General features: G+C 51.8%; 24 protein-coding genes and 2 pseudogenes. 12 read left to right on the top strand and 14 right to left on the bottom strand.

What is annotated here, in order from left to right; genetic code table 11:
• The first annotated feature begins 3 nt into the window (after nt 1–3).
• From GCD22_RS08445 to GCD22_RS18165, 4 genes are all read left to right on the top strand, one after another.
• Entirely contained in the window at nt 4–1,335 is a 1,332-nt protein-coding gene (locus GCD22_RS08445) for an ISL3 family transposase (protein WP_153940655.1), read from the top strand.
• 13 nt (nt 1,336–1,348) lie between these two features.
• A complete protein-coding gene (locus GCD22_RS08440; RefSeq protein WP_153940654.1) occupies nt 1,349–2,086 on the top strand; it encodes a hypothetical protein in 738 nt (245 codons plus the stop codon).
• A gap of 228 nt (nt 2,087–2,314) precedes the next feature.
• Nucleotides 2,315–2,686, top strand: coding sequence for a type IV secretion system DNA-binding domain-containing protein (locus GCD22_RS08435; protein ID WP_170286721.1), 372 nt, complete (start codon nt 2,315–2,317; stop codon nt 2,684–2,686).
• 408 nt (nt 2,687–3,094) lie between these two features.
• Complete coding sequence (locus tag GCD22_RS18165; protein WP_153940652.1) at nt 3,095–3,631, top strand: endonuclease domain-containing protein; 537 nt, start codon at nt 3,095–3,097, stop codon at nt 3,629–3,631.
• Between the two features lie 262 nt (nt 3,632–3,893).
• On the opposite strand, the gene GCD22_RS08425 is transcribed toward GCD22_RS18165, so the two are convergent.
• The 8 genes and pseudogenes from GCD22_RS08425 to GCD22_RS18500 form a co-directional block, all read right to left on the bottom strand.
• Complete coding sequence (locus GCD22_RS08425; RefSeq protein WP_153940651.1) at nt 3,894–6,941, bottom strand: Eco57I restriction-modification methylase domain-containing protein; 3,048 nt, start codon at nt 6,939–6,941, stop codon at nt 3,894–3,896.
• A gap of 70 nt (nt 6,942–7,011) precedes the next feature.
• On the bottom strand, nt 7,012–8,340 hold the full coding sequence (locus GCD22_RS08420) for an RNA-guided endonuclease InsQ/TnpB family protein (protein ID WP_153940650.1): 1,329 nt from the start codon (nt 8,338–8,340) through the stop codon (nt 7,012–7,014).
• 229 nt (nt 8,341–8,569) lie between these two features.
• The gene (locus tag GCD22_RS08415; RefSeq protein WP_170286718.1) at nt 8,570–10,993 is read right to left on the bottom strand and encodes a DEAD/DEAH box helicase; all 2,424 of its coding nucleotides are present in this window, start codon (nt 10,991–10,993) and stop codon (nt 8,570–8,572) included.
• Between the two features lie 436 nt (nt 10,994–11,429).
• Nucleotides 11,430–11,624, bottom strand: coding sequence for a helix-turn-helix domain-containing protein (locus GCD22_RS08410; RefSeq protein WP_280527717.1), 195 nt, complete (start codon nt 11,622–11,624; stop codon nt 11,430–11,432).
• A gap of 286 nt (nt 11,625–11,910) precedes the next feature.
• Nucleotides 11,911–12,795, bottom strand: coding sequence for a LysR family transcriptional regulator (locus GCD22_RS08405; protein WP_153940648.1), 885 nt, complete (start codon nt 12,793–12,795; stop codon nt 11,911–11,913).
• 151 nt (nt 12,796–12,946) lie between these two features.
• Nucleotides 12,947–13,229: pseudogene (locus GCD22_RS08400) on the bottom strand (integrase core domain-containing protein); the annotation flags it as partial.
• Nucleotides 13,210–13,356 (bottom strand): hypothetical protein, encoded by a 147-nt coding sequence (locus GCD22_RS18950; protein ID WP_425321090.1) that lies wholly within the window; start codon nt 13,354–13,356, stop codon nt 13,210–13,212. The pseudogene GCD22_RS08400 and the gene GCD22_RS18950, both read right to left, overlap by 20 nt.
• 283 nt (nt 13,357–13,639) lie before the next feature.
• A pseudogene (locus GCD22_RS18500) lies at nt 13,640–13,803 on the bottom strand (ISL3 family transposase); the annotation flags it as partial.
• Nucleotides 13,804–14,057: 254 nt separating this feature from the next.
• Between GCD22_RS18500 and GCD22_RS08395 the strand changes: the two are divergent.
• The 5 genes from GCD22_RS08395 to GCD22_RS08375 all read left to right on the top strand — a co-directional run bounded on the left by GCD22_RS08395 (nt 14,058) and on the right by GCD22_RS08375 (nt 19,547).
• A complete protein-coding gene (locus GCD22_RS08395; RefSeq protein WP_153940647.1) occupies nt 14,058–15,491 on the top strand; it encodes a bifunctional 2-methylcitrate dehydratase/aconitate hydratase in 1,434 nt (477 codons plus the stop codon).
• A 41-nt stretch (nt 15,492–15,532) separates the two neighbouring features.
• Nucleotides 15,533–16,345, top strand: a complete 813-nt coding sequence (locus GCD22_RS08390; RefSeq protein ID WP_211371704.1) for a hypothetical protein — start codon at nt 15,533–15,535, stop codon at nt 16,343–16,345.
• Nucleotides 16,329–17,711 carry an MFS transporter gene (locus GCD22_RS08385; protein WP_153940646.1) on the top strand — a complete coding sequence of 461 codons (1,383 nt, stop codon included), beginning with the start codon at nt 16,329–16,331 and terminating at the stop codon, nt 17,709–17,711. The genes GCD22_RS08390 and GCD22_RS08385 overlap by 17 nt, the downstream gene beginning before the upstream one ends.
• Nucleotides 17,712–18,018: 307 nt before the next feature.
• Nucleotides 18,019–18,738 (top strand): hypothetical protein, encoded by a 720-nt coding sequence (locus GCD22_RS08380; protein WP_153940645.1) that lies wholly within the window; start codon nt 18,019–18,021, stop codon nt 18,736–18,738.
• On the top strand, nt 18,735–19,547 hold the full coding sequence (locus GCD22_RS08375; RefSeq protein WP_153940644.1) for a hypothetical protein: 813 nt from the start codon (nt 18,735–18,737) through the stop codon (nt 19,545–19,547). The genes GCD22_RS08380 and GCD22_RS08375 overlap by 4 nt, the downstream gene beginning before the upstream one ends.
• Before the next feature lie 21 nt (nt 19,548–19,568).
• Here GCD22_RS08375 and GCD22_RS08370 read toward each other — a convergent pair whose 3' ends face one another.
• The 6 genes from GCD22_RS08370 to GCD22_RS08345 all read right to left on the bottom strand — a co-directional run bounded on the left by GCD22_RS08370 (nt 19,569) and on the right by GCD22_RS08345 (nt 24,217).
• Nucleotides 19,569–20,144, bottom strand: coding sequence for a hypothetical protein (locus GCD22_RS08370; RefSeq protein ID WP_153940643.1), 576 nt, complete (start codon nt 20,142–20,144; stop codon nt 19,569–19,571).
• A gap of 3 nt (nt 20,145–20,147) precedes the next feature.
• Nucleotides 20,148–20,327 carry a hypothetical protein gene (locus GCD22_RS08365; protein WP_153940642.1) on the bottom strand — a complete coding sequence of 60 codons (180 nt, stop codon included), beginning with the start codon at nt 20,325–20,327 and terminating at the stop codon, nt 20,148–20,150.
• A gap of 281 nt (nt 20,328–20,608) precedes the next feature.
• Nucleotides 20,609–20,878 carry a GIY-YIG nuclease family protein gene (locus GCD22_RS08360; protein ID WP_153940641.1) on the bottom strand — a complete coding sequence of 90 codons (270 nt, stop codon included), beginning with the start codon at nt 20,876–20,878 and terminating at the stop codon, nt 20,609–20,611.
• A complete protein-coding gene (locus GCD22_RS08355) occupies nt 20,865–22,673 on the bottom strand; it encodes a site-specific integrase (protein ID WP_153940640.1) in 1,809 nt (602 codons plus the stop codon). Before GCD22_RS08355 ends, GCD22_RS08360 begins: the two co-directional genes overlap by 14 nt.
• 9 nt (nt 22,674–22,682) lie before the next feature.
• Nucleotides 22,683–23,120, bottom strand: coding sequence for a helix-turn-helix domain-containing protein (locus GCD22_RS08350; protein WP_153940639.1), 438 nt, complete (start codon nt 23,118–23,120; stop codon nt 22,683–22,685).
• On the bottom strand, nt 23,117–24,217 hold the full coding sequence (locus GCD22_RS08345) for a tyrosine-type recombinase/integrase (protein WP_153940638.1): 1,101 nt from the start codon (nt 24,215–24,217) through the stop codon (nt 23,117–23,119). Before GCD22_RS08345 ends, GCD22_RS08350 begins: the two co-directional genes overlap by 4 nt.
• A 48-nt stretch (nt 24,218–24,265) precedes the next feature.
• Here GCD22_RS08345 and GCD22_RS08340 point away from each other — a divergent pair, with 48 nt between their 5' ends.
• The 3 genes from GCD22_RS08340 (at nt 24,266) to GCD22_RS08330 (ending at nt 26,951) form a co-directional block, all read left to right on the top strand.
• Nucleotides 24,266–25,585, top strand: a complete 1,320-nt coding sequence (locus GCD22_RS08340) for an ISAs1 family transposase (protein ID WP_153940637.1) — start codon at nt 24,266–24,268, stop codon at nt 25,583–25,585.
• On the top strand, nt 25,566–26,021 hold the full coding sequence (locus GCD22_RS18945) for an ISAs1 family transposase (RefSeq protein WP_140391020.1): 456 nt from the start codon (nt 25,566–25,568) through the stop codon (nt 26,019–26,021). Before GCD22_RS08340 ends, GCD22_RS18945 begins: the two co-directional genes overlap by 20 nt.
• Before the next feature lie 645 nt (nt 26,022–26,666).
• Nucleotides 26,667–26,951 (top strand): hypothetical protein, encoded by a 285-nt coding sequence (locus GCD22_RS08330; RefSeq protein ID WP_153940636.1) that lies wholly within the window; start codon nt 26,667–26,669, stop codon nt 26,949–26,951.
• Nucleotides 26,952–26,987 lie beyond the last annotated feature (36 nt).

The raw sequence follows: 26,987 nt of genomic DNA, 5'->3' as shown, positions 1-26,987 counted from the left end.
TCCATGCTCCCCAACATCCTGAACCTTCCCGAATACCGCGTCCTGCAAGTCGATGATTCCGGTCCGGACTACCACATCCGGGCGGAAACCATCGCGCCTCCCGCCGCCTGCATACACTGCTGCGGCGCAGATATGGTCCGGTACGGCCACCGTGAGCAACTGATCCATGACCTGCCTATTCACGGTAAACGTGTGGGCATCAGTATCGACACGCGCCGTTACCGCTGCAAGGACTGCCGCAAGACGTTCTACGAGCCCTTGCCCGCCGTGGATGAAAAGCGGCGCATGACCACCCGCCTGGTGAACTGGCTGGGCGAGCATTCCGCCCGCAAGACGTTTGCCCAACTCGCCGAAGAAACCGGGGTCAGCAACATGACGGTCAAGGCCGTCTTTAATGACCATTCAGCGAAACTGGGTGCGGCCCTGAAGATCGAGACGCCGCAGTTCATGGGCATTGACGAAATCCACCTCATCCGCAGGCCACGAGCGGTATTTACTAATACAAAAGGCTGCTTGGTCATCGAGATGCTGGATAACCGCGACAAGAAAAGCGTCGTCCGGTATCTCTCTGGTCTGCCGGACCGTGAGCGCATCCGGTGTGTCACGATAGACATGTGGCGGCCGTACCGGGACGCCGTGCGTGAAGTGCTACCGGATGCCGGTGTCGTCGTGGATAAGTTCCACGTCCTCAAAATGGCGAATGCCGCGCTGGACCAGATGCGGAAAAGTCTCGGGGCGGCCATGACCGCCAGGCAGCGCCGCACCCTGATGAAAGACCGCAAGCTGCTGCTCATGCGCCCAAAAGACCTGAGACCTGAAGCCGCTCTCATGCTGTCCGGTTGGCTCAGGAATCTGCCGGAATTGGAAGCGGCCTACAACATCAAGGAAGCCTTCTATGCCCTCTATGACGCAGGAAGCAAGGAAGAGGCACTGCATCTTCAGGGGCAATGGGAAAATAGCCTGGCGCCGGAGACGAAAACCGCGTACCAGCCGCTGATCACTGCATTCCACAACTGGCGGGATGAGATTCTGGCCTACTTCGATTGGGGATTGACCAACGCCTGTGCGGAGTCAGCCAATAATCTGATCCGCGTCGCCAACCGCATGGGCCGGGGCTACAGCTTCGAGGTGCTGCGGTCGCGGATATTCCTGACCAATCATGCCGGGCACAAGAAGAAGAGACTTTATGCCCGTCCGAAGCCTGTGGAGATGGATAACCGCTACTCGCTTGCAGTGTGCGAACCGTCCAGATCAACGGAAGAGGCTGTCGGCGAAATCAGCGTAGGCGTGGACATATCCACTTTGCTGAGGCTGGCTGAGGACGGGCTGCTGTGATGGCAGATCCATCATGGAATTTACTTACCCGATTTTTTGGAGACGCGGATTTGCGAATATCGGCGTAACAGACGTTTTGGCCTACTGGATACAGCACAGAGATTCTCAGGACATGCGTGGGCAACGTGTTTTGCGTTATTTGCGTGAGGTCTACGGCTCTGGACTGTACTTGCCGTGGCTGGACACGCTGATCCTGATCGTTGGGGTATGCGGCAATTTGTTGGCAGGGATCATCGTTCTAACCGCTGCTTGGTTTGGTGCGCATGGAGAGCGGATTCCGATAAGTCTTAATGGGTATATTTTGCCGGCAGTTATGGGTAGCTTGTTTCCGCTGTTGGTCTTGTATTTGGGGAAATGGCGATCTCTATTGGCTCGCCGAAGATCGGCAGCCATAGAACGCCTCTTTGGCGACAAGGCCCAGGCCGCAGCCTATGGCAGTGCATTGTCTGCATCACTTAGGAAACGTGGTAGTCCTTCATTGTGGGCATTCCCCATGGGATCGGACGGTTTTCTGACACGATTCGATAGTGAGTCACGCTGGGCCATATTTGCGGCATTCCTGTTAATCTTCTATCAGGGTAATAATGTTCCAGAGCTTTTGATGGGCGCAATCATACTCGTTGTCATTTTTTTCTTGTCCTTCAATATCATCGGTATTTACATGGCCTTCGGGCCGTGGAAAACGGCGCCAAATATGACCTATCCGGTATCGGTTTTTTTAGAAGATATGCGGTCATTTGGCTTCCGTTAACTTCCTCCCGCCCTGAACGCCGGGGTTTTCCGCACATTCAGGTAAGTGCAGCTGCGTCATGGCACAAAGGCGCGGGCCGCATCACTACTTGGAAAAAAACGAGAAAAGAAGCGGTTATTTCAAACCATTCCTCCTTTGTTGTGTGTGAATCTGTACAGGCTTCCGTGGACTGCTGATTTATCCGGTCCTGACTGCCCAATGACGTATGCACACTGCACAGGAGTTTTTATGGAGAACATCAATCAATCCACACAACATCATGCTGAGAGCTTGGCACGGCAACTCATTCCAAACAATGGCGAAGATCCATTTTGGGTGATTGGGGCGCGCCGATTAACGGCAGCGATCATTTCTGACATGGACAAAAAACAGGGCGAAACTTGGGGATTTCCGCAACTGCAAGAACGTGCGAATGCGGTACTTGCAGATGCGGATACACTGAAACGCATTGTCCAATCAGAGGATCCGGAGGCTATCACATTGATTTCTGGATATCCGGATTCATTAACGGCAAAAAGCATTTGCGTTACCATGCTTGCGCATCTCAATCGGCGCTTCAATTCCGTAGGTTACCGTGGGACAGCCCGACACGCTGATTAAAAATTAAGGTGTGTGATGGATGGCGTTTCCGTAATGCCTGTTAGCAACTGACTGGGTAGGCCATGATATATTGAATATATTGATCCAGTTAGTTGACCAAAAATGTTAATTTCCTATTGGAGGTGAGTTATGGATGATGTTTCGGACACGTCTACATCTGGTAAAAGTGGTGACTTGCGTTTCTTCTTGTCATGCTGCCTGTCATTCTTGCGTGGATCGGTGCTATTGCTTTTGGTATTTTCGCGTTCTATTACATTTTTCCTGCATCCCATGCGGCAAAGCACTCTGTATCTTCACCGGTCGCTACTTCCCGGATGTATTCGCCATCTCCCCAAGTTGATAATGCTATTCTGGCCAAGGCGCTCATGGGGCATCGTCCGAAGTAGACATTAACACGCAGTCTGTCCCGTGGGTTGTTTAAAAAGAATTCTAAAAAAACACGAAAAAAGGCGGTTATTCTTCACCGACTGCGTTAAAGCGCATGCCATATTAAGCTCAATTCACATTGGAAAATGGATACGCATGCTCAGAGTCCGCAGTCCCCGGCAGTTACCAACATCATGTCAACGCGCTATCAATGCACAATCTATACAGCCTCCGCGCCGTGCGCGAGCATCGAAAAAATCTTGTTCAGTAGAATGTTCCCCGATTGAAGCCATTCTGTGGCCGGTGATTTATCGACGATGGCCCAATGCTCGCCGGGAGTACAAGCCACTGGCAAATCGCAAGTTTCTCATCGACATTGCTTTTCCATCTCATCTTTTGGGGATTGAAGCAGACGGCTGGCAGTATCACGGTAAGTTTTTGCGGGATCACCAGAGCGATAGAGAACGGCGTAATCTGCTGGTTCTGAACGGTTGGCGTATCCTGCACTACACGGCGAAAGATATCCGCAAAGATATGGACAAAATTATCGAGCAGATTGAGCAGGCGCTGCAGATGTAGAATGGGGTCAACTACCCCGCCCTGAAGGGCGGAGCTTGCAAGGCAGTACGCAGGCTCGGTTGACCAGGGAAAGCGGTAATCAACCCGCTACGTTTGTAACAGGTCTTGAAAAACGCCCATGTTTTTAATGGATAACCGCATCATAATCCTAAAAAGGCATAAAAAGAGAATCGTCGCATCGCAAAATCGGCTACATCAAACGGTAGAGCGCATTATAACACGCTGTTTATTAAAGGCAATTATATTTTCGGTCAGGAACAATCTAATTATTGATTAGATCAATGTCAGACTGAGTCAGTTTGTAGTAATTGTAAACGGCCTCTTGAATTTTGGCATCCGTCTGGTCGATGATTTGTTGATACCGGTCACGATGAGAATCCAGGACTTCGATATGCCGCTTCTGGGACGCCTGCAAAATCAGATCAACAAGCCTGGCAATACGCTGCTGCTCTGCACTTGTCGGCGCGACGAGTGGAATAGCAAGTAGTGGCTCCTTATCCACTTGAAATTGTTTGCCTTGCATCTTCCCCTTGTGCTGCAACCAATATCGTACCACTTTGGAGTTTAGTAACGCCGCTAAATACTTTTGGTTGATTCGGGCGGTTTTGATGACATTAAAGGTTTGAGAAACGTAGCAATCACCATCCGTGTATGTGAATGTTGGTTGAGCGCACTTACGGGCAGAGATGATTTTTTCGCCTTTGAAAAACCTTTCGTCGCGTGCGCGATGCAGGCCATACGGCTTGTTATCGGATGTGATAATTTTCCTGAACTGATCCAGGTGCGCCTTAAGATTGGGGTACGACTTCAGAGATGCAGGGTTTTTGAACGATGAATCCGTATAAATAATCCATAATTGATTTTCAGGATCTTCCCAATATCGACCGAGTTCTCGTGTTGTGTAAAACGGCTTGATTAATCGCTTTTCCTCCGCTGAAAGCATCAGCGCGTCCACTTCGCTTTGAGTGAGATTAAAAATGCCCTGTCCAACTGAAAATTTAGAGCCCAACACGGCTTGCGACTTTTTATTCACAAAGTCTTGAGGCGACACTATTCCCTGAGCGACTTCATCATCGCCGTTTAATGTAAAATTTGAACAATGTGCTATTTTCAATAAGAGTTTTTCGGTTGCGGCGTCAGAAAAAGTGTACGTTGAGTCGCCAAGCCTAGCGCGATTGAATTCCGGCGATAGGTAGGTGACATTGGCAATATCCGATTTCTCCAATAAGCCCTGTGCGTCTGCCAAAGTGCGTTTCTCGCCGCCCAAAATTCGGTAATCAAAACCATAAGAATCGGGCTTGCTCGACCGCTTGGCGATCAGAATCATGGTCTGGATCCCTGCTTCCTTGAAAACCTTAAAGTCTCCAAAATCAATTAGCTGTTCAATACGTGCATCCTTGCTTACTTTTCCACGCAACCGTTTCGCGCCGAAATTGGTCGTCCAGTTGTTGGTCGCAATAAATGCCAAAGTGCCGGTTTCTGGCTTCAGAATATCCAGCGCGCGGCAGGCAAACATGTACCAAATGTCCATCTTACCCTGGTAATAGGGCGAGTTGCGGATGTTGTCAAAGGCTTCGCGGTTAGTGTATTCCTTGATGTACGGAGGGTTTCCGATAACGAGATCGAATCCGCCATCACGCTGCATGACCTGTGGAAAAGTTCTATGGATATCAATAGCCTTGAGTGTGTCATAGAGATCGATGGTGGACAGGTCATCATCAATGGGTGAAATCAATGCGTTGCCAACGATGATGTTTTGATTGAGCGACGGCAGCAGTGCGGCTGCCAATTCCAACTGCTGGGTCTGTGCGCTGTCGGTTGTCTCGTCTTCCAATAGCTTGAGATATAGCGACAACTGGGTCACTTCTATCGCCTGCGCGTCAATGTCAATCCCGAATATGCACTTGATCAGAATTTCACGTTTTTTGTGGATTGAGAGATGCACGATGCCATCGCGCATAACAATATCGTTCTTTTTGGCCCGCCTGGGGTTGTCCGCATAAGTGCGGGCAAGCTCTGTCAATATGTATCCATAGGCCCCAATAAGAAATGACCCGCTTCCACATGACGTATCAATAACCCTGATGGAAAGAATCTCCTCGGGAGATTTGCCTTTAACTTTGGGGCCGATGGACTGATCCACCATGTGAGCAACGATGTAATCAGGCGTGTAAAAGACACCCCCAGCTTTGCGGACGTCTGGTTTTTCCTCCACCCTTACTCGCTTGGCGGTGGCGACAATGATCTTGCCCAGAAAACGTTCGTAAATTCTTCCGAGAATTTCAACCGGGATGGCATTGAAGTCATAGGGAGATGCGGGGTCTGTTAGATCGTCGCAGATTCCCAAGAATGCGGCATCATCAACAACCAATTTCGGTGAATCGAGAATTGCATGGTGCTTGTAAACGACTCCGTTGTACTGCTTGTCCAGCCTGTCGCATTCACTGATGAACTGTTTCCATGCCGATTTCTTGGTGCCAAGTTGACTGATGATTGGATTCGGCTCAATGAGCTTATCTTCAAGAAATCGAGTGAATACCAAACGATCCAAGAGGCGCTGGACTACTTCGGTTAACTGTTCGCTGTCTAATTGAGGATTGTGCCGCTTGAATGATCGAGCAAGTTCCTCGCGGTATTGGTCAAGCTGTTCCAAAAAGGCATCGTCGATGTTTTGGTATCCACCAGAGAACAAACCCAATTGCTTGTTAGTAGATGTTGTTTTTTCGAGCGTATCTCCATACTTTCTGATCGCATCCCCAAGAGCTGCCTCTCTTGAGAACAGCCAATAAATCTTGGCAAACACTTCCGGATCGCGGTATTCGCGGTAGCTGTATACCGCCAACTTTCGGAGCAATGCCGTTTTGATGTCGGGGCGATACCGACTGTCAATGATGTGGAAGCTATGGAAGTCGGTCAAAACCACCAGCGGTAATTGATGGCTCCAGCTATAACGAATGGACTGGAAGTAGTTGTCTGGCGTCGCAATATCCTGTTGTGGCCGCTTGGCCTCAACAAAAAATCGGGGACGATTGGTGAATTGAGGAGGCAAAGAAAAAGAGTAATCGGCTCTGCGTTTCGCAGAGCCAGTTGTTACGCTCTTTTCAATCTTGACCTCTTGTTCATAGGGATTGGTCTGTGTCTCATGATTGACATCCCAACCAAGCGCCATGAAAAACTTGTCCAGGAAATCTTTTCTGACTTCCTGTTCATTGTAGTTTGAGCTTAAATAGTGTTGCAGGTTTTTTTCAAACTGCTCGACGAGGCCGATGACGGCAGCGTGGGCACCCTGGAAGTTATTGTGGACGGACATGAAGTAAGCCTATCTGTTAAAATTCGCTTATGAAACTTCTGCAAAACCACAACCCGTCAACAGATCCGACCTAAAGGACGGAACTTGCACTCAGGCTCCACCTCAGTTCCGCATACCTTTGCAGGTCTGCAGCTTTGGTTTCGTTGCCCGATGCTTCAGGGACGGCTGACAATCGCCCCGTCCTTGCCCAGACCTGCCGGACAAGAAGCGTTCTCATATTGATATTCCTGCTTGCCACTAAATCGGCATGAAGTGTATGACCACATTTTGCACAGATAAAGAGTAAGCCGTTATTTGGCCTATTCTCTCGTCCAATATGTCCGCATATTGGACATGTCTGACTCGTGTAATCTGCATCGACCCAAATCGGTACGCCACCCGACAAACGGGTTTTGTACGCGGTTTTGGCCTGCACCTCCGCAAAACTCCAACTGCTGACTCTGCGGTTGGCCTTACGCCGTTTCACCGAAGTCTTCTTTGAGTGACGACGCTCGGTACGATCACGGATGTCTTTCAACCACTCCAAACCGACCATCGCGTGTGGCTCAGCGATGGCCTTACTGACGTAGTGCGCTGTATCTGCATTCAGCCGTCTTTCTCGCAGGGCCAGTTTCCTCAAAACCGCATTGGCTCCGCGAGTGCCCTTCGTTTGCAACGCACTCCGTGTGCTGGCGGCACGTTCGGCCAGATGCCTCTGGTGCCCACCAGGATAAAAACGACATTTTCCCCGTGTGCTGGATTCGACTGCGATGTTTCGACGGTTCAAATCCACACCCTTGACGGTGGTGATACTATCCATAGCTTTACTGTCCAGCGCCTTTTCTACGGAAACCAGCAGGTACCATGCTTTGGTTCCGGGATCTTGCCAGAGCTTGGCGGCACCTAGAGTGATTCCGTGGGCCAGCGTGTATTCCAACCACTCCAGGTGACGGCTCCATCCTTCGTATCGGCACCGGATGCGGCCCTGCAAAGTACCGATGCTGACCGTTTGTTCTTTCCCCAAAGCCCAATCCCGGCGATGGTTCAAGGTCACGGTCATGGCGGTGAACTTCGGGGCCTTGTCGAGCCCTTTGTAGCGCCGTTTTGTACCGCCTTTTGTCTTATTGGCAGCATTGGATTTGGCACGCTCCCAGAGGGTTTTGTACGCCGCTGCTACCTGCCTGGGCGCGTTACAGGCCATTTGAGAAGGCAGTCCGAATTTCTCCCGCAAATCTTGGTACACCAGCGTCTGCAGTTTCATACCCTGCGACATTTTGCCGTTGGCAAAAGCCACGACGGATGCGTGATTCAGGGCAGCACGGTAAGCCAACGCCGTGCTGCGCACCACTTCCGCTTGCTCTTTAGTTAACAGCAATTTCAGCTTGCAGGTTAGTGCCTGGGTAATTGGTAATTCATCCATATTCACAATGATACAGAACCATTGATCAGTTGTGAATATTCGTCCGATGTTTTGTCAATGCTGCAGGGTTGATTCTGCAATATTTCGTGAGGATAAACCAGCGTGAAGAATCCCAGCACAGCCGATCTCTATCGGGACATTTCACTGAACCTTTGGGTCCCGGGTCAACCAATAAATTGGGCACCAATACACCGGCGCTCGCCAAAGACAAAGCGCCATCCAATAGCTATTAGGCTTGGGTAGCGTTGTTCACGGATGCACGGATTTGCGCGACTTTCAAAAATAAACGGGCGTCTCTGGGCAGACGGAACAGGCGCGCGGCATTCCCGGATTGGGCCTGGCCGGCACTTCCGAAACCGCGTTCGAGAAAATCCTGAATAGCCAGATGCTCATCATTCTCTTCGCGGGCAATTTTTTCGAGCCGTTGCATGGCGTCACGATCTCGTGCAGAACCCAAAAAGAAACAGTAACCCGGTTCTCCGTGGCGGCCTACGCGCCCACGAATTTGCACGAGACTGGCGACCCCCATGCGGTCAGCATCGGCCACCACCACGGTTTCCGCGCCGGGCACGTCGATACCGACCTCGACAATATTGCTTGCAATCAGCAGGGGCGTTTGGCCTGAGCGAAACCCTTCCAGGGCGGCGGCCTTTTCACTATCCGTCATTTGTCCATGCAGAAAAGCCGTTTTTCCAGGGAATTTCTGTTCCCAAAAGGTTCGGGAAGATTCCAGGCTTTTCCCCTGCAGCAACTGCGCCCCGCGTAAAACCGGCATGGCGGGCAAGGCCTCTTGCTGGCAGGCCGATAGAATGGCTTTGGTACTGAGCGCACCATTTTTGCCTTTGCGTAACCAGCTGATGGGTGCGAGGAAGAAACGGTCGGGCTGGTCTTTGTCGTAGAGCAGGAGGTCTTGTTCTATCAGTTCCAGTTGGTCCGCACCCTCGAGAATTTTCTTGGCGGAAAAGGTTTTGTTCAGCCGGTAAAACCGCTCGATAACCTGCGGGTTTTGGCGCGCCAAGTTTTCACTATAGGGCAGTAATACCCGGGCCAGCTTACCCGTTTCGATGGGTTGCTGTGGGTCGAGATCCGGATGGATGTGACGGGCTTCAATGCGAATCGCCTGATCGCCCGGTAGTTGCGGATGCAGAAAGTAAAACTGTTCCGGCAGGGTGAGACTTTCCCGCTCCTGGACGGCCGCATACACCACGATGGCCTTCCGCTGGCGCAGCAGGGTTTTCTGGACCTGTTCCATCGCTGCCTGTGGCGCATTGCGGGGTAAGACCGTACTGTGTACGGATCTTTGATGATGGTCATTGCGGATGCGGAACAGTTGCATGGCACCGAAGCGTTGTTGCGCCAGAGTGTTCGGGATAGGAGTTGCGGACATGAGGATACGATGCACATGCGCGGGCAGATTTTTGATTTCCTTGCCAAAGCGGTGCTCTTCGTCCATGACCACGAGCCCTATGTCATCCCAGTTGTTCACCGTCGTGAGTAACCCATGAGTACCGACCCATAGGCGGGTATGAGTAAGGGTATCGGATGCATACTTGTCCCGACCATAGAGCCCCACGCCCAATCCGAGTGTGGCGGCGATACCAAGCAGATTTTCATAAAGTTGGCTGGCGAGAATGACCGTTGGCGCAATCAACAGTACCTGGTTCGGTCCGGTAGCTGCGGTAGCCTGAGCCAGGGCAGCCAGAAAAGCCAGCGCACTTTTCCCCGAGCCGACGCCGCCCAGAATGAGCAGGTCCTGGGCGCGGGGCTGGCTGAGGCATTGCTGTATACCTGCCCAAGCTTTTTGTTGGGAAGCGGAAAGCGGGAAGGGCAACGCTTCTAGCAGGCGTTGTTGCTGGGCTTGGGAAAATTGCAGGACCGGACGGATAGCCGTGACCCGACTGGCGGGGTGCTGCGTCATGGTTTCCATATGCCAGAGCATTTCTGCGACTTTCAGACTGTTATGGGCCAGATAGGCGCTTTCCAGGTCGCTCGGCCAGTGGGTGTCACGCAGCGCCGTTTCCAGAGCCGGGAGATCCAGCAACTGCAGTACCTGATTCAAATACGCCGGAAACAGTGCGGGAATAAATGTCGCACTTTCCTTAATCAGGAGACGAATCCGTTTTTTGACCTGTTCCGAATGTTCTTTGCCTTCCTTGCGGTAGATAGGTTGAATACTGCCCATATCGGCGGCAGACAGCACTTCCGGATTGAATAAGGTCCACAAGGCGTTTTTCCTTTTGGGCTTTCCCGCAAAGATATGCTGATTGCCGGTTTGCAGGATTTTTTCCTGATAGGCGCGAAAATTAAACCAGAGGATTTGAAACTCGTGCCCCAGTGTGTCTTTGAGACGGACATCCAGAAACGGACCCTTTTTGCTGTGGACCGTCCGCTTACTGATGACCGTTCCTTTGACATAGACTTTGGTGTCTTCTTCAAATTCCGGGATGTTCCAGAGCGTGCGGCGGTCCGCGTAACGCATGGGTAAGGTAAACACGGCCCGCAATAAACTGTCACGCCATTGATCATTGCGCTTTTGCAGCGGGTGGTCCGATACCGCCAAGCCGTTTACAGAATAAGAGGTGGTTCCCGCTTGGAATAAACCGGAAAATGACCCGTTTATCGGAATCTTTTGTACCTGCTTTTCAGATAGCATGTTACCCCGTCCTGTGGAACTTTCCTTTATCATATGATCTGTTACGGGATAAGACAATTATTTTGCGGGTTATTTCCATGCAACGTGATGATTATTTTTTTCTTTAATGCGCCGTTATGGGATGGATGTTATGTGGATATCGAAAAAAAGGGTAGCTATTCTCCTCGTCGGTATACTTGTCGGAGGCTTTTCTTTCCCTTCCATGGCTTCCGTGTCCGGCGATTTTGTAACACCCCAAAGCATGGAACTGGTCAGTGAGACCGGTTTTTCGTGGTGGCAAAAATGGTCGAGAGAGCGATATGCTGGTCAAAATACTGGGAAATTACAATATTGGGCGGAATCTTCCAATATTACCTCCGGGGGCAGAGGGGCAAACAGGACAAAAACACAGAAGGAGATTGGGGTGCTTGTAGTTGCGCAGTGTCACAGGTCGGAATCACAGAAGACCCAGCATAGAGGCTTGGAGAACTGCTGCGGTTTTGTTGTTCACCTGCAGCTTGGTGATGGCTTTGCTGGTATGAAAATTTACCGTGCGCTCTGAGATTTGCAGGATGTTGGCGATCTCGCCGGAGGTTTTACCGTCACCGGTCCAGCGCAGCACCTCGGGGGGAAGATAAAAAACGTGGGTCACAGTTGCGGAGTCGCCACCATATGAGACATCGTCTGTGGACCGATTACGCCAACCAGAGAATGCGACTGGGAGCGGTGTGTGAGCGAGTCCCCCATCATGAGAGAATAGGGGGTTCATGATGCGAATGGAAGAGATAATTTCTTCGAACTCGCTAACCGCAAAGCTAAACTGCTGGTATATGCATCCCTCCCAGATACTTCTAGACTACGACTATTTTTCATGCTCATGATCAGTTCATAAGGTTCCTCGGTTGATGAATGGAGTAACTGAGCCGCTTTTATTGCAATCAATATCCTATGTGTGTCAGCCGTTTATCCTGAAAAATAGATACGATCAGTTTGCGAAGCTTCGGGACGTCTAGATATGGGAGATTTTTACGATACAGAAGCTCGATCTGGAATTTGCTAAATCTGCCATGAAGATTATGGATCTTGATTTGGTCATGCGTCGCTCGGCTGATAGAGCAGCGTAGGACCAAGGAAACACCTTTCCCTGAGGCAATATTGGAAAAAAGTATGGGGTATGATCCACACTCGACAATTTGCCTAGGCGCGATCCCCGTTTCTTCAAATAAAATGTTAAAATTCCTCAACGACGCTGCTTTCCTGCTGCTTATTAAAAATATTCTTTTATCAAGATCACAAAATTCATCAATCGGTTGAGCTGATTTTTCGGTTACGACGACAAGGTCGTCAGAGAACAGTGGTACTCGACAACCATGATCTGTATGTGAAAAACCAGAACCAACAATAACCATATCTAATTCATTCTTGTTATACGCTTCAAGTAGGTTGATCGTATTGCCGACAGAGATGTCTATCCGGTGACCATAAGTGTATATTAGGTCTATAAGGGAATTGACGATGTATGGTGGAAGACACTCAATTAGACCAAGCCTAATACTTTCGTAATCTCTTTGGGAAATGATTTTGTTCTGGCAGTCCTGCACAAGGTTCAATATCTGTATTGCATAGTCATATAAAACTTTTCCTTGTGCCGTTGGGATAATTCCATCTATCTGTCGATCCAAAAGGCTAACGCCAAGGCTGTTTTCTAAGTTCTTTATCCTATGAGAGATGCTCGATTGAACCCGATTTAGACGAATCGCCGCCTGGGTTATGCTCCGAGTTTCTACGACCGCTATAAATGCCTTGATTTCATTTATGTTCATCCCAGTCCTCTCGCATCTACTAACTGTCCGTTCCCTTGGGGAAGTGCTGACGCAGCGGCCACAACGCTCCGGCAAAGCCCATAATAACTCATTGATTCACCGTATGACCAACTGAACCGCCCCCTATATCGTGGAAGGTGTTTTTTGTTCCTCAAGCCGCCTTGGTGGCTTGCTGCAGCAACTGCGCCTGATAGTTTGCCTCAGCTTCTGCGGGAGGGGTATACCCTAATGGTCCGAGGAGACGATGGTGATTGTACCAATGCACCCATTCCAGAGTGGCCATCTCCACGGCCGCACGACTTTTCCAAGGCCCCAGATGATGGATCACTTCCACTTTGTAGAGCCCGTTGATGGTCTGCCAGGGCATTGTCGTAGCTGTCCCCGGCGCTTCCGACAGAGGCAGCAATGCCCGCATCAGCCAGTCGTTCCATATGCAACCGATAAGCCAGGGACGTACTTGCCAGGCGGCCTGTTTGTCTCGGAGGGCGCCCCCGCCAGCAATACACGCCAGCGGAAGAAACTCCCCGTGCTCACCTGCTCGCGCCGGCAAAACTCAGCCACGCACAGCCCGCTCGCCGCCTGCCGCCAAACCACCTCGCTCAGTCCATCCCATTGCTTACCCTACGCTTCCTGCCCGTTTCCGCTGCCATGTCTCGCCCCCAGATCAGAATCTGTAAGCGTTTCACCCCCGCCCGCCCGACCCGGAAAAATACTCCGCTCAGTTAGCGGTTACTTCCGTATAGCGAATGCTCAGATATTGCGAATGCTCAGATATTGCGAACCACGGCCCGAATGGTGAATTAGAGTGTGTGTAGGCTGGCGGGCATGGAGCGCACTTGCTCCAGATGGGACACTCCTGACCGCAGACGGAGCAAGGGAACCGGTTGCCGCGAGAAAAAAGTCGACGTGCAGGTCCAGCCGCTTTCACTGCACCGAAAAAGTCACTCGGTCTACCAGCCACGGTGGCACAAACCCCAGGGCAAGAGAGAGCAAATGTTCTTGGTTCATCTCAGTCTCTTGTCAACACATCGTCATGACCACAGTTCTACCTTTTAGCTACTCAAAATAGCGAGGAACCTACAAAACCCCTTCTGCCATCGATTATTTCGATGATCATGCCAACATTATTCGTTAGCACTATGCTGTGCCACAGTATAGAGTTTAATCTTACTCATTGATCACAACCATTAGCGTGAGGTCGGCCTCCGTTTTTTTTATTTCTGAACTTTTCAAACTGTGGCTTTGATTTATCAAGGATTAGCATGACGGATACAAAATTTGATGAAGTTATGGGCGCATTAATTGATTACGCTTATAGCCAGTCAAGCTTTAATGAAGATACTCTTGGCATGGCGCGCTTCTGTCTAATGGACTCAATTGGCTGTGCGATCGCCGCATCAGAGGATCGTGACTGTATGAAGCTACTTGGTAGCGCGCAGTTAAGCAAAAACGACCAAGGAGTTCCAGTCATAGGTACATCGATCCAACTAGGCCCAATAGAAGCCTCTTTCCACATAGGTTCCATGGTCCGCTGGCTGGAGTTCAATGATACTTGGCTCGCTCAAGAATGGGGTCACCCATCAGATAACTTGGGTGCGATCCTAGCCGCTGCCGCTTGGCAGAATCTCCAAAGGGATGATGTCAACCCGATCAACATGGCCGATGTACTGAATATGATTGTGCGAGCTTATGAGATTCATGGAATCCTGTGCTTAGAAAACTGTTTCAATGCACTTGGAATCGATCATGTTGTTCTGGTGAAGATTGCATCGACAATTGCGGCATCGAAACTCCTGAATCTTCCGAAGGAGCAAGCGCTAAGCGCACTTTCTAATGCTGTCATAGATGGCCATCCCCTCCGAACGTATCGCCATGCACCCAATGCCGGTACCCGCAAGTCTTGGGCAGCGGGGGACGCAACGGCACGAGGCATTCAACTGGCGCTATTCGCGCAAACAGGCGAAATGGGCTATCCGACAGCGCTGACCACGAAACGCTGGGGGTTTAACGATGCAGTTCTTAGGGGCAACGCACTTACTCTCCCGCGTGATCTGTCAGATTTTGTTATCAGGAACATCCTTTTCAAGGTACCAAACCCTGCAGAGTACCATGCACAGACGGCAGTAGAAGCGGCAATACGGCTTCGAGAGAGGATAGAAGCTGTCGGCTCATCGATAGCGCAAATCGAATATATCCGCGTTGAAACGACGCGCCCAGCAATTCAGATCATTGACAAGTCGGGCACGCTTAACAATTCAGCTGATCGTGATCATTGCCTTCAGTATATGATTGCTGTTGCTCTCTGCACAGGCGATTTAACCATTAACGATTTTCATGAACCTATGGCTTCTGACCCTCAGATTCACTCTCTGCGTGACAAAATTAACTGTATCGAGCGGATCAGCTTCACTGAGAGTTATTACGACCCTGAGAAACGAGCGATTCCGAACGCCCTTCACTTGAAGTGTACGGGAATGGCGGAAGAGATTTCTGAGGTTATCGAATACCCACTCGGACACGTCAGGCGGCGTAATGACTGCTTTCCAGCCCTAATCAAAAAGTTCCGCAAGAATGTTTCAGGAAGTTCGGTTAATGTCAAATCTGATGAGTTGGTGGATATAATGACCACAGCGACAAAACTCGACGATATGTCAATCATTGACTTTCTTCATCTGTTCTCCATCAGAAATATCTAATATATATAGCAGGATTCGTTTTTCTATCTAGGATTAATTATATGAAAACAGCAATTCTTGTTGGTTGTGGTGCTGAGATAGGGTCCAACCTTCTCATAGACAACATCCCAGAAAAGGATGGCTTCGAAATTACTGCTGTTATTACCAATGCGCCTCCGACCGATAAACATTATGCTAGCCTACGTCCGATTGATGGCATCGTCGCACGACTGGCTATAGCACGTCCCGGCATACAATCCCAGATCGAGGTCATGAATGACAACATGTTGAGAATTCAAGGTCGGGGCATCCGTTTTTATTTTTATGACCTCCGAATGGACAATCCGGATATATCAGAACATTTCGATATCGCTTTTCTAGCAACCAACAAGACCGATATTGCAGAGAAAAGCCCCGTTGCGCTCAAGTTGAATGGGTTGGCGGGCACCATTTTAGGGGTTGCTGAGGCAAATGATTTGCCGAGCATCTACGGTTGTCTGGCTGATCTTTCAGAGAATGACATCCCTACAATTAATCGCAAAGTTGTTGGCGTAGGCACATACTGCCTTGGTTCTTGCCAAACGACTGGAATGCACGCCTCTCTGCGCGTGATAATCGAAGCTCTTCAGTCCATTGATCTCAACGCCAAAAATATTGTGTCGATAGAAACGGACATCGTGCATCCTGACACGCCCAACGGAGTACTCGGCACCCGCTCTTTCGAAGGCCGCATGCAAGATGTCCGGGATAACCTACGCCCGAGTTTTTCCCAAATCACTCAGAGCCAACACAAGGTGATGCCTTGGGCGCCGTTGGTAAATACCGTATCTCTTACAGACATTACAACGGAATCACAATATGTCGTTAAATGCTGATTCAGATGAACTTGGTTTTGAACTTCCTCGGCGTTATTTTGCAGCGACGGCTGTTTTGATAGGCGTATTGATGTCGGCTATAGATAGCTCTATTGTCAATATCGCTTTGCCATCCATTTCTCATGCATTGCAGGTGGATCCCGCATCCATAATTTGGGTTGCTAACGGGTATCTAGTGGCTAGCGCAGCAACAATGCTGATTAGTGCGTCACTAGGGTCGAGGGTAGGGGAACGACGTTTCTATACAGTAGGAATGGTCTTGTTTACTCTCTCATCGCTAGGCTGCGGCCTATCGTCAACTTTCACCATGCTAGTCGCCATGAGGGTCATTCAGGGGATCAGCTATGCGGTGATGATAAGTGTCGGTCTTGGTATGTATCGCGTGATATTTCCACCCAGTTCGTTAGGAACCATATTCGGGCTCAATGCTTTGGCGTTCGCTGTTGGCACGGCTATTGGGCCAGCATTGGGCGGCTTGATCATTTCATATCTCTCCTGGCCGTGGCTATTCTACATCAATATCCCTCTTGGGGTGGTTGCCATTACCTTGTCATTTACAGCCTTGGGAACTGACTCACGGACTGAAAAGGGCTTTGACTGGCTAGGCGCCATCACCTCTGCGACTGCATTTGGTTTGATGGTGGTTACTGTCGATCGAATAGGTCGGTGGAACAGTAGTATCGTCCTATTATCATTGATCACCTCTGTTGTGCTGCTGGGCGCGTTCGTTTTCATACAGGTAAAGACAAAAAATCCACTTCTGCCTCTGGACATCTTCTGGTCCCGCCGATATTCATTTGCAGTTATCTCATCTGTCACGATGTTCGTATCTCAAGGGATAGCCCTGGTTGCCCTGCCGTTTGTATTGCAACACACATACTCGTATAGCGTCCTGAAGTCAGCTTTCATTATTACGCCGTGGCCTATTGCTGTAGCCATATGTGCCCCAATAGCTGGAAGGCTTTCTAATCGGTTTAACCCAACGAAAATATCTACAGCAGGTATAGTAGTCTTCTGTCTGGCGCTAGGATCATTTGTTTTGCTTCCAAAGAATGCCGAAGTCGGAAACTTTCTTTGGCGCATAACGGCTTGTGGGATTGGGTACGGCTTTTTTCTTCCGCCAAACAACAAAGAAATGTTCTTGAATGTAACGAAGAATCGAGCAGTCACAGCTTCTGGCGTTCTATCGACCGCCAGAACTGCTGGACAGTCTATTGGTGCCGCGATAGTCGCTATGGTTATTGTTCTTTTAAACGGTCGCCTAGCCGATAGTTCGGGTATGCATTTCATTATCTATGTGTTTGGTCTTGCCTGCGCCATATCTGCAATCTCATCCTTCGCAAGTATGCTCCGTCTTCACCGATAGACAGAGTGGCATCTATGTCTGGGATACTCATTGGCTTTATAATTCTACAAAATCCTCTGGCGGGCGGGTCTAGTAGACTGGGAAACTCTCTTGGCATGCGGGCGCTTTAGGTGTGGCCTAGTTGGTAGAGATGGTAGAGATGGTAGAGATGGTAGAGATGGTAGAGATGGATATGTTTCCAGTAGCAGAATTAGTGCCGGAATTCAGTGTCGTATCGCGGTACTGCTGCTCGGCGGTTTAGTTTGTTGGCGGTTATATTCACGCATAAGCAAAGTACGGGATTGGAGGTGTGGGGCAAGATGCCGTGATGGAAACATATAAAATTCGCCGTATCTCCAGTACCCGCAAATCGGGTATTACCGCGCCGGCCCTCTGTACCCTGGGCGCCACTCTTAAATTCGACGGAGAAGAAGCCCCACACTGCGTCTACAACGAGTATGTGGCCTTGCGGCTGGCTCAGACGCTGCATGTGCCGGTGGCCGATGGCGTGCTCACCAGCACCGGCGACGGTCCCACCTACGCGAGCCTGATGCTGCACTCGCCCGGCATCAATCTGCCCGATGTGCTGGAAAACCAGCTGGATTCTGTGGCGCAACGCTATCCTCAGCGGGTAGCGGCCCTGCTGGCCTACGACCTCTTCATTGGTAATGGCGACCGCGCCCGCAATCTGAAGGCGGCCCTGGTCACTCCTCATGTGCGGTTCTTCGCCGCTTTCGATCACAGCCATGCCCTGCTTGGGGTCGAAAGCAATCCGACGAATAGCATCCGTAAATTGGCCGAGGGGGAACTCATCGTGCGTCGCCATCCCTTTTATGGGCGTGTCCAGGCTGTTTTCCTGGAAGGCTGGATCAGCCGCATCGTGGCATTGCCTGATGGCTATATCCGGGAGTGCTGCGGGATGGGTAAACCCTTCCGTGCTGTGTCCGAAGAGTTGCAACAATTCCTCGCTGACGCAATGATTAAGCGGAAAGCAGCACTTCCCGCCATCGTGCAGGGGTATGCCAGTTTCATCAGGAGTCGCCCATGATCGTGGAATACCGCCTCTTGCAGTATCGAGAGCATCCAGAGCGCCAGGAGGGCCGCAACTTCGCGCTGTTGGCTAGGGCCGCGGGCCAGACCCATGTGCGCGCCATCGGAATGAAGCGGAATGGTTTCATTGATCTGAATTATTATCGGGCGATCGCGCCTCGCCAGATTCAGGAGCACTGGGTGTTCGGGGAGTGGTTGCAGTGGTTACAAGACCTCGCCACCTGGGACGGCGCCTGGAGCTCCGAAAGCCCCCTCGTTGATACGTTGTTTGCCAGCCTTGCTGCACAGGAACGACAAATTGTGGCAACCGCACCGCGCACCGAGGAATGGCCGGAATTCCACGATGTGAAGATTATGCTGGATAGCCTTGAAGATCGACTGATCGGCACGATGACTAAGCCGCCAGAGAAACCCTTCTCTGAATGGATTGAGGATGCCTTACTCACGTCGGAACTGGTGTATCGCAAGGGCTTCTCCCGAGAGGTTGAAGTGTCCTTTGATTTGCCAGGGGCCAAGCCGTTTATCACTACCTTTCCGTACGCCATCACGGAAGAACCGCGCATGGGATTCAAAACCATTGCGTTTCATGGAGCGAAGAAAGACATCCAGCAAAAGGTCAATGATGCCCTGCTCAGTTTCCAGCGGGCCGTAGAGTCTGGGTTTCTGGTAAAAGAACGATGTATCGTATTCACCCAGACCATCCCCAAGGTCAATAAAATCTATGCTGAGGAGTTGGAGGAGTTGGCGCAATTGGTGAACATCACATCCAGCGGCGCCTCGCAGAAGTTACGGGAACTCGCTGCCTAGCTGTTGTAGCCTGAGCGGTTGTCACTCGGTCAAACTGCCTATAATGGCTTCGAACTTATCGGACATCAGGTGCCTGATATGCTGCGCTGGCATTTTGAGCTTCAGCGCAATTCCATATTCATCTATATGCCCGTTTAAAAGGTCATTTTTTAACTTTAGTCGATTTTCTTCTGGGCAAAAGCAAGCAATTGCCATCCAGACTGCCTTTATTTCGGAGAGATAAATGGGGGAGCGTTCCTCTAACGAAGACGGCGAGGAAAATGAATCTAATAGCGGTTCAAAAACTACGCTTGTTGTTTTCTCTTCTTCCTTATCAAAGAAATGCATCAGTTCCTTGATAAAAATAAAGCGCTCCCAGCAATAATTTAATCCTCTGGCGAGGACTATGTAAGGCACCCCGGAATTTTCAACGTAGGGATGCCCTGATTTCGGCCCTAAAAACGCGCCCCTCATTATAGCTGTATTCATGGTGGTTATTATTACACGAACGCTTCTTTGATCGCAAATATCTAACACCTTGTTTTTTATGTCGTTACGCCGTATATCTGGCGTTAGTTCTTGGCAGAATTCGTACAGCTTTTTATAGTCCGAAGGCATGAGTTACTCCAAATGCATTTCCTCAAAGTCTTCCGCATCTATCTGAGATAACATCTTGTTAATCTCCTCTGCGAATTTGTCCGGGGTTACATCACGACTTGTCCCAGGATAAATCTTGAAATTCGATAGGTCTAAAGCGCTGTGGTCGAAAAGTCTCCTTTTTGCTAATTCAATGTTCGTCATGATATATATACCTCTCCTAAATAGAAAAACGACTAGTCGATGAGTTAAATTAACTGCCAATAACCCAACATAAACAGAGGACAGTATAACACAAAAAACAATTAAGATCAATACAGTATACCGCCCAAAATTTCCCTTGGAGAATATATCGTTTTTTTGGCAGTAATTTTGTAATCCTAACACGCATTGCGACTCATGCTGCATAGGGAAAGAAAGCTGATGCAGCATTGCTGACAGAGATTACGGGGCTCGCTGTCTAATTCTGATTTGCCCAATAGAGGTCATCCGTGATTGTGCAAGGCGATGGCCAATTGTCTTTTTTCCAGCGGTGCTAACTGCTTGATTTGCCGTTCTGCTTGCGCCGCACTCCGATGGTCAGGATAGGCTCGGCGGGCGAGCAGTCGTACCGGTGGATTCATGCGCGTATATCTGGCCCCCTTGCCGGTCACATGCTGCTGATAGCGTTTTTCGACATCCAGCGCGATGCCGGTGTATATGCCGCCACCCCGGCACTCGATCAGATACAGCCACCACGTCCTATCGGCTGGCAACTCTGGCCTCCACCTCGGCAGTCAGACGCGGATCAATCATCTCCAGATATTTAACGGCCGTGTAGTCGGTGATCCCAAATGCCTTGACCAACACCTTGGGGTGGCGCAGCCCGCCGAGATAGGCGTAGTAGATGGCGGTCGTAAAGAGACTATCCGCCGTCACCCCCTGTTTTTTGAGGTAATAGCTGACAATGGCTTCATGCAGGTGGCCACCATGCCGACGTCCCGGAAAGAGCCAGTCGGTGGCATCGGTCTCTTCCATGGTCGCCAGCGCGCGACGCCGCTCCAAATAGCGGGCCAGGAGATGGCCCACGCGCGGGTCCAGGGTAATCTCGGTGTGCCCGAAAATCACCCGATACATCCCATCCGTGGCACCCTGCGCAAGATCGGTTAAGCGCAACCGGACGAGACGTTTGGCGGGTTGTGCATACAGCAGCATGAGCGTGCTGATCAAGGAGGCCTTGAGTACATCGTCTGCGGGGTTGAACCAGGTGCGGAGCAGGCTGGCATAGCGATCCCGATCCAGAATGAGGCCTTTGGGCAGATTGCGTTGCACCGACTCGATCTTGAGTTTGCGGAAGAGTTTTTCCTTGCGATTCAGAAAACGCACGAAGGCGCGGATATTATCCCGATAACCGGGGTGCTCCACCAAAAAACGGTCCAGTTGCATCTGCTGAATCTGTTGTACCCCCGCCGCCGGGCCGACCTCCAGAAAATCCAGAAATATTTTCGCCGCCCGTAGCGCAGTGGTCACAGTGCGCGGTACAAAACGCTGTTGCTTGCCTTGCCACCCCCGGGTCCGGTAGCGGGCGTTGATTTCTGCAAGGTGCGCGTGAAAACGCCGTAGCAACCCCGAATACCACTGACCTTCGGATGCAGTCAGTAATGCGATCTGCGCGGCTTCGGCGCTGGCCGCCTGCAGGGTTTCATCGCTAAAGGCGGGTACGATGCCATGGCGTATCAGATAACTCTGTGGCACCGCGTAACGGCGCAATCCTTCCCGCCCCAGAGCCATAATGAGCTTTTCGGCGGTGATGTCGCCGGGGGCGGTGAACAGTGTATCGAGCTTCGCGAAGTACAAAAAATACTTTTCCAGGCGTATAGCCGCTGGCTGGGCACCGACGCGTTCCCGCAATTCCAGCGTAAACCCTGAGAAGGCTTCTTTGGCCCAGGGACGGGACAAGAGTGCTACGATACTATGCATGCGCTTGTCGACGGCATCTTTCCAGTAGCACGCCTCGCAGCGGGTTTTGCTGTGGGCACGACCTTCGTGACCGCATTGCGGGCAGATGAAGGGGCCTGCGCGTTCCAGGCATTGCTTGCAGACAATGCGCCCCTGTCCATCCGGCCCGACCGGACGCCGATGTTTGCCACAGGAAGGACAGGTAATATAACTTTTGCACCGACAATGGTTGCAGACGGGCTCCGTGAACCCCTCCTGAAAATCCCGAGAGAGCCGCAGGCTTTTCTGTCCACAGACCGCGCAAGGCTGGGGTTCTTTGTAATAACGTACACACGAGGGGCACACCACCCCTTCCTCTACTGTTAGGCCGGCGCGGGGCACGGGTTTACCACAACGGACACAGTGCCGATCCTGGGCCTTGCAGGAACGACAGGTCGCCGGTGTTTTACCGCCCAGCGAACGCATGGTTTTTCCGCACTTGGCGCAAGGCACTTTTTTGAACTCGCGGGCATAGCAGGTCGCGCAATAGGCCACGCCGTCCGTTACGGCGACGGCCTTGGCCATCGACCGACCACAACAGCCGCAGGTTTTATGCGCTTTGCCGGGAGTCATGGTTGGTGCTCAACGTTTGGGCCGCTCAGGGATGGGGAGGGCCGTGACTTTTGGTCCTGTGACATTCGCGCTTATCGGTTCCCGCGTCCGGCGTATCCCTCGTTTGGGCGATGAATCCGGTGTCGCGTCGTCGGTGGAGCGCGCGTTGGAAACGGTGTCAGAAGGGTGACGGTCATCAGCGTCCTGTTCCGTGGGCGGTGGACGGCGCCGGGCTACCCGTATCAGATCGCCGATATCACAACGCAAAACCGTCGTCAGTCCCGCCAGGACTTCCGAGCTGAGGCGGGTCGGAAGGGCATCCACTATCCGACTGAGTTGTGTCGTGGAAATCTCGACCCCCACCTCCTCCAATTGCTTGCGCAGTTCGGTAATGGTTTTGATGTGGCGTTCGGCCATCATCACGCGCACGCGCCATTCCAGTGCATTGAGTGTCGCCAATCTACTCATTCCTTATCCTTATCCTTGCCCAGTAAAGCGTCCAGTTGTGAGCCTATCGCTCGGGTGATTTCCTCGTTTACGAATTCATCGGGGTGGTGCATATATCCCTGGGTTGTCGCCTGATAGGTGTGCCCGTGCTTGCGGCGTACCATTTCCCCACTGAAGCGCAGATCCTCATGCGTGACCGAAGAGTGCCGGAGGCAATGCGGCGTAAACCCCCGATCCTCCAGTCCGGCCAGGGCGATTCCATGCTGAAAACGCGCCTCAAAGGTCGATAAGGCGATGCGGCGGCCACGCTCCGAGAAAAAAAGCGCCTGGTCATTGGCATCTGACATGTCCATAAACAGCGGGCGTATTTCCTGAATGTACCACGCCAGCAAGGCAGAAACGGGTAAATGTGTGACCGGTACCATCCGATGCTTCGGGCCACTGCCCCGGCTGCCCTTACCCCAGGCAGAAATAAACCCGTATTCCCCTAATTCGGGGATGTTCGGATTGGGCTGGAAGGAAGAGACATTCAACCCGATGATTTCGGAAGCCCGCAGCCCCGCCGCATAGGTCAGATAAAACATCGCCTTGTCCCGCTGCAGGGGGCGCAGGTCCTTAGTCTTAAAGCGGGCGGCTTCCGTAATGGCAGTATCATAAGCGTTAAAAAACTGGTTGATCTCCGCATGGGTTAGTGCCGGCCGTTCGCGGGTCAGTTCCCGCTCGGAAATATGGGGGATGCAGTTCTCTGGATGGCAGATCTGCACCAGATCGACGCCGTATTCCCGGCGTACGACATTGCGGAATTTGACGTTCTCTATAAGGTAGGCGAGAAAACCCCGGATTGCACCCTGGTAGTGCCGCTGGGAACTCACGGCCAGGGTGCGTACCACGCCGATCTCATAACTCCACTTTTCAAAGCCTTCTTCGGTCCAGTACCACGGCGCCTTGCCACTGAACTGAAGGAACTCCAGGATGATGCGGGTATCTCGATCCACGCTCTTGTGCTGATGCCGCAGCGCACCCCGGCGTCTGGTGACGTAGGCTTCCAGCATTTCCCGAAACAGCACCTCGTCCAGGGCCCTGTCAACCTTCCATCTAAGCTGCTGATGAAGTAGCACAAAGGGTTTTTCTGGACTTCTCAGGATGAATGCGGTAGCTTTTGCCGCATGGAAGTCCCAACTCTCACCGAAAAGCAGCAAGCCAGCCTGCACCGTGTTCAGGTGCGACCCATCCTGCCCACGGAGCGGGAACGCTGGAATACGCTGATGCAAACGTATCACTACCGGGGCTTTCGCACGTTGGCGGGCCGTAACCTGCGCTATGTGGCTACGCTCGATGGTCGCTGGGTGGCGTTACTGGGCTGGCATGCCGCCGCTTTTCAATGCCAGGCGCGGGATCGGTGGATCGGCTGGTCCTGGATCTTGCGCCGCCAGCGCTTGCATCTCATCGCCAACAATGCCCGTTTTCTGATCCTGCCCGGAGAATCCTTCCCGAATCTGGCGTCCCGTATTATGGCGCTGAACCTGCACAGGCTCTCTGCGGACTGGCAATCCGTCTATGGGCATCCCATCGTGCTGGCCGAGACCTTTGTGGAATCCCCCCGTTTTACCGGTGCCTGCTACCGGGCCGCCAACTGGGTGGATGTCGGCGGAACCAAGGGCTTCGCCCGCCGTCCCGGTGGTGGCTATGTCCACCACGGCCAACCTAAACGTCTTCTGCTCTTTCCTCTCCATCCACAGGCGCGGGCCTGGTTGGCCCAGCCGCAGCCCCAACTCGAATGGACCCATACCCCCATGCAAACCGTGACGTTGAGCGACGCGCAAATGGAAGGCTTGCGCCAAATCTTTTTCCGCCTTCCCGATACCCGCAGCAAACTGGGCAAGCAGCATCCCCTCCCGGCCATCCTGACGGTGGCCGTGGCCTCCGTCCTGACGCAGGCCGAAAGTTATGCCGCCATCGCCGAGTGGGCCGGTCGGCTGACCCAGGCCCAACTGAAGCGCATCCGCGCCCGATTCGATCCCAAAACCAAACGCTACGTCGCCCCCTCCGAACCGACCATCCGGCGCGTCTTGCAAGGGGCCGATGTGGAGGCGCTGGATGCGGCGATCGGCGCCTGGCTACTGGGTACGGCTGGCTTTGAAGCGGTGGCCGTCGATGGCAAAGTCCTCAAAGGGGCCGTACGCGCAGAGGGCGCTCAAGTGCATCTGCTCAGCGCCTTCCTGCATGGACAGGGGGTCACCATCGCGCAAAAACAAACCGCCCGGAAAACCAACGAAATTCCAGAACTGCGCAACCTGCTCCAGGACGTCAACATCGCGGGCAAGGTCGTCACCGCCGATGCCCTGCATACCCAGCGGGAGACCGCCCGCTTCCTCGTCGAAGACAAGAAAGCCGATTATCTCTTCACCGCCGTCAAAGGCAATCAACGCAAACTCCGCGACCGTCTGACGTGCCTCCCTTGGGGCGATTTTCCCCCTCAACGCTGAAACCACAGAGGTCGGGCATGGCCGCTTTGAATACCGCAAAATCATTGTCGCCACCCGGGCAACCGGCCTCCATTTTCCGCATGTCGGACAAGCTTTCCTGATCCAACGCTCCACCATCAACAGCAAAGAGGGCACGATTCGGGATGATTATGCCTTCGGACTCACCAGCCTGACCCCGGATCGTGCCACGCCCGAAAATCTGTTGGGCTTGGCCCGTGGTCACTGGGAAATTGAAAACCGGAACCATCATGTCCGCGATGTGACTTTCCACGAGGACCTCTCCCAAGTCCGTACCCAGAACGGTCCCCATATGATGGCGACCTTGCGCGAACTGGCCATGAGCATTATGCGTCTCACTGGCGTCAAGAATATCGCCAAAGCGTGCCGGGATTTCGCCGCCAGCGCGCACAAAACGCTCCGCCAACTCGGATACTGAGGCGCCACCACGGGGTTTACCTATCCGAGAATAGCTCCGGAGGGCGAGCTGCGTCCGCCAGCCACCCCATTCACGATTCTGCACCCAAAATCGCCTGAAAATGCCGCATTTCCACCAACTATAGTCCCTTCAAACCACCATTAAAATCAGTGGCGAAAACCTCTGCTACTATATCTGGCGAGCTTGACGGAGCCCTGGCACCTCGTCCTTGTCGGGCAGACGAAAGACTGGCGGTACCGCAGTCGCGCCCTGGTGCGACTCGGGGATGGATCTCAGCTTGCGGGTGACCATGATGCGTTTGCAATCTCCGGAAAGTGGAAATGCCCATATCGATACTGTACACCATGAAGATATGTTTCGTAAAGAGAGTGTAAACATCATTAAATGAAAAAAACATGCACAAAGCCATCAAATCAACCTGTAAACATGAGAATCTTCCAACTCCTTGAACCTATGGGTGATACTCGGATTGGTGAGAATTTCCAATATGGGAATGACGAACGCGGGAAACCTGCATTTGATGCAGGAAACGCAAAAGGTTGAACGCTATTTTATTTTTATAAACAAGATGTTGAAAATGTATCGCCAGATATTGTAAAAATTATTGGCAATATTGTAAGGAAATCCGCTGCGCATTGTATGGGGATGCACGCCGCCCAAAGTGCGGCCTGCTGGTCTGCGCTGGCCAATACGGTCCGGATATATGCTGATGATGCAGAACGGGATGGCGCAGAACCTTATGCCTGCCAAAGTGTGGCCCGTTCCATGAAAATCTACTGGTTAATTTTGGCGCAATTAGCAGAGAAAGCCGGGCAAGAGCAGGGCGCAACCGCTTTCGTGAAATCGCAAGTGTTGGCAGTGCGCAAAGATTTACGTCGCACGCGAAACGCATTGCGGGAGATGGCAGATACGGGGGGTTGCCCAGGCTGAAAAGCGGGTGATTGGGTGCTTATGTTGTATAGGGGT

Origin of the sequence: Acidithiobacillus thiooxidans ATCC 19377, from assembly GCF_009662475.1 — a bacterium.
GTDB classification, from domain to species: domain Bacteria; phylum Pseudomonadota; class Gammaproteobacteria; order Acidithiobacillales; family Acidithiobacillaceae; genus Acidithiobacillus; species Acidithiobacillus thiooxidans.
The sequence above is the reverse complement of the archived record's forward strand: the minus strand, read 5'-3'. Positions and strand labels throughout refer to the sequence as shown.

What these genes read in the sequence shown, in the direction of transcription:
- GCD22_RS08425 (WP_153940651.1), bottom strand. Translation starts at nt 6,941, where the DNA reads ATGTCCGTCCACAATAACTTCCAGGGTGCCCACGCTGCCGTCATCGGC.
- GCD22_RS08440 (WP_153940654.1), top strand. Translation starts at nt 1,349, where the DNA reads ATGGAATTTACTTACCCGATTTTTTGGAGACGCGGATTTGCGAATATC.
- GCD22_RS08355 (WP_153940640.1), bottom strand. Translation starts at nt 22,673, where the DNA reads ATGACTCCCGGCAAAGCGCATAAAACCTGCGGCTGTTGTGGTCGGTCG.
- GCD22_RS08385 (WP_153940646.1), top strand. Translation starts at nt 16,329, where the DNA reads ATGTCGTTAAATGCTGATTCAGATGAACTTGGTTTTGAACTTCCTCGG.
- GCD22_RS08405 (WP_153940648.1), bottom strand. Translation starts at nt 12,795, where the DNA reads ATGAACATAAATGAAATCAAGGCATTTATAGCGGTCGTAGAAACTCGG.
- GCD22_RS08445 (WP_153940655.1), top strand. Translation starts at nt 4, where the DNA reads ATGCTCCCCAACATCCTGAACCTTCCCGAATACCGCGTCCTGCAAGTC.
- GCD22_RS08330 (WP_153940636.1), top strand. Translation starts at nt 26,667, where the DNA reads ATGCACGCCGCCCAAAGTGCGGCCTGCTGGTCTGCGCTGGCCAATACG.
- GCD22_RS08390 (WP_211371704.1), top strand. Translation starts at nt 15,533, where the DNA reads ATGAAAACAGCAATTCTTGTTGGTTGTGGTGCTGAGATAGGGTCCAAC.
- GCD22_RS08420 (WP_153940650.1), bottom strand. Translation starts at nt 8,340, where the DNA reads ATGGATGAATTACCAATTACCCAGGCACTAACCTGCAAGCTGAAATTG.
- GCD22_RS08380 (WP_153940645.1), top strand. Translation starts at nt 18,019, where the DNA reads ATGGAAACATATAAAATTCGCCGTATCTCCAGTACCCGCAAATCGGGT.
- GCD22_RS08435 (WP_170286721.1), top strand. Translation starts at nt 2,315, where the DNA reads ATGGAGAACATCAATCAATCCACACAACATCATGCTGAGAGCTTGGCA.
- GCD22_RS08375 (WP_153940644.1), top strand. Translation starts at nt 18,735, where the DNA reads ATGATCGTGGAATACCGCCTCTTGCAGTATCGAGAGCATCCAGAGCGC.
- GCD22_RS08365 (WP_153940642.1), bottom strand. Translation starts at nt 20,327, where the DNA reads ATGACGAACATTGAATTAGCAAAAAGGAGACTTTTCGACCACAGCGCT.
- GCD22_RS08395 (WP_153940647.1), top strand. Translation starts at nt 14,058, where the DNA reads ATGACGGATACAAAATTTGATGAAGTTATGGGCGCATTAATTGATTAC.
- GCD22_RS08350 (WP_153940639.1), bottom strand. Translation starts at nt 23,120, where the DNA reads ATGAGTAGATTGGCGACACTCAATGCACTGGAATGGCGCGTGCGCGTG.
- GCD22_RS08340 (WP_153940637.1), top strand. Translation starts at nt 24,266, where the DNA reads ATGGAAGTCCCAACTCTCACCGAAAAGCAGCAAGCCAGCCTGCACCGT.
- GCD22_RS08415 (WP_170286718.1), bottom strand. Translation starts at nt 10,993, where the DNA reads ATGCTATCTGAAAAGCAGGTACAAAAGATTCCGATAAACGGGTCATTT.
- GCD22_RS08370 (WP_153940643.1), bottom strand. Translation starts at nt 20,144, where the DNA reads ATGCCTTCGGACTATAAAAAGCTGTACGAATTCTGCCAAGAACTAACG.